Source organism: Rivularia sp. UHCC 0363, from assembly GCF_034931125.1.
GTDB lineage: Bacteria > Cyanobacteriota > Cyanobacteriia > Cyanobacteriales > Nostocaceae > Rivularia.
Genome location: NZ_JAYGHM010000151.1, coordinates 1 through 2,182, shown reverse-complemented (window position 1 = coordinate 2,182; position 2,182 = coordinate 1). Strand labels below are relative to the sequence as shown.

Genomic DNA, 2,182 nt, shown 5'->3' with positions numbered 1-2,182 from the left:
ACTCTTGTGCGATTCGTTGATTGGGGAATCACGGTAATCAGTCCGTAAATAGCCAATCCAGCTAGAAATAGTTGAACCTTTAGATAGATGTAGGTGAAAGTCCTACCCGCTAGATTCAAGCGTGACTCCTTATCTGCCCACACCGAACAAGCTCGGTTCTTGTAGAGTGAAGCTGGGAACAGGGCGCAATCAGAAGACTGTTATGGGTCTACACTGGCGCTAACAGGGAGTTCCCACGGTAAAACCGATGCCTAAAAAAGTAACCTACATAAAAGCAGGGCATAACCCAAAATCCCTGACTTCATCAGAGCTAAAACCCGCTGCGCCTTAAGAGTAGTAGCAGCAAGAATCCGGGGTTTCTGATGGTTAAAGTGGCACTACCTAACGGAACAATCAATCATCTGAAGGAACGAAGAAAAACGAATCAATGGTCTTGGGGCGGTCGAACCCCAAAGTAGGCAAGACGAGATGCGGAACCCCCTTGATTCGGGTAGGATGCAAAGTAATTTTTGCAAGGTATTCAGAAAACACTTTTTGGAGTTAGAGTATGATTAGGCACAGCCACGAGGTTAGTGAATCTTGGATGACATTACCTTGGAAGAAATTCCGTCGTAATTTATTCCGCCTACAAAAACGAGTGTTCAAAGCAGTTCGAGAAGGAAATAAGCGTAAGGCAAAATCTCTTCAAAAACTTATCCTGAAATCCACTGCGGCTAGATTATTGGCAATACGTCAAGTAACCCAGCTAAACGCTGGCAAGAAAACAGCAGGCATTGATGGCAAAAAGTCCCTTACATTTAGTGAGAGATTCGAGCTTGAGAAACTGCTTAAAGCATCAGGTAATAACTGGAAACACCAGGGATTACGGGAAATCCCCATCCCAAAAAAGGACGGGACTACCAGAAGGCTTAAAATTCCAACTATCGCGGATAGAGCTTGGCAATGCCTCGCAAAATATGCCATAGAACCAGCGCACGAAGCAACTTTCCATGCCAGAAGTTACGGGTTTAGAACAGGACGCTCGGCACATGATGCTCAAAGATACCTATTCAACAACCTTAATTCTCACGCAAAAGGTGTCAATAAACGAGTCATAGAACTCGATATTGAGAAGTGCTTCGATAGAATATCACACACCACCATAATGGATAACCTTATCGCCCCTAAAGGCATTAAGACAGGTATATTTCGATGCTTAAAAGCAGGAATAAACCCAGAATTCCCAGAACAAGGAACGCCTCAAGGCGGTGTAGTGAGTCCTCTTTTAGCAAACATCGCTCTTAACGGCATTGAAAGTATACATAGATACAAAGATGCTGGAAATAAAGTCGTAGAACCTTCTATTCGGTATGCCGATGACATGGTAACAATACTTCGACCCCAAGACGATGCAACCAAGATACTTGAAAACATTAACCAATTTTTAGCCGAAAGAGGAATGAAGGTAAGCGAGAAGAAGACTAAAATAATCGCCGCGACAGATGGTTTTGACTTCCTTGGCTGGCATTTTAAAGTGCAAAGTAACGGAAAATTTAGAAGTACTCCCTCAGTGGAAAACTTCAAGAAATTCCGTCAGAAGGTAAAAGCTATTGTTAACAACTCGAATTATGGTTCTAAGGTGAAAGCCGAAAAGTTAGCACCAATTGTTAGAGGATGGAGAAATTACCATAAGTTCTGCAAGATGGACGGTTCACGATTTTCGTTATACTACATCAAATGCAGAGCAAAAAAGGTATTTAATAAGGAATCAAAACAAGACCGCTACTCAAGTAAAAAACTACTAGATAGGGCGTTTCCAAAAGTTCCTTACTCCGAAAACAAACACGTCAACGTTAAGGGAAATAAATCACCTTACGACGGAGATTTAACGTATTGGAGCGAACGTAATAGTAAGCTCTACGACGGGGAAACCTCTAAAGCTCTTAAAAAGCAAAACCATACGTGCGGATATTGCGGGTTAAAATGTACAAGCGAAGAACGAGTACATCTACACCACATTGACGGAAACCACAACAATTGGAAACCTAAAAATCTAGCTGTTGTTCATGAGTCCTGTCACGATTATATCCACATGGGCAAAAGGGTTATCCCTTAAGAATATCGGGAGCCGTGTACACGGAAACGGGTACGCACGGTTCTAACTGAGAGGTGCTGGGGATAATACCCCACATCGACTCAAACC

General features: G+C 42.7%; 1 protein-coding gene. It reads left to right on the top strand.

Translation table 11 applies throughout. The features are described from left to right. Window positions 1–547 precede the first annotated feature (547 nt). Window positions 548–2,095, top strand: coding sequence for a group II intron reverse transcriptase/maturase (locus VB797_RS34895; RefSeq protein ID WP_323242382.1), 1,548 nt, complete (start codon window positions 548–550; stop codon window positions 2,093–2,095). The last annotated feature ends 87 nt before the right edge of the window (window positions 2,096–2,182 follow it).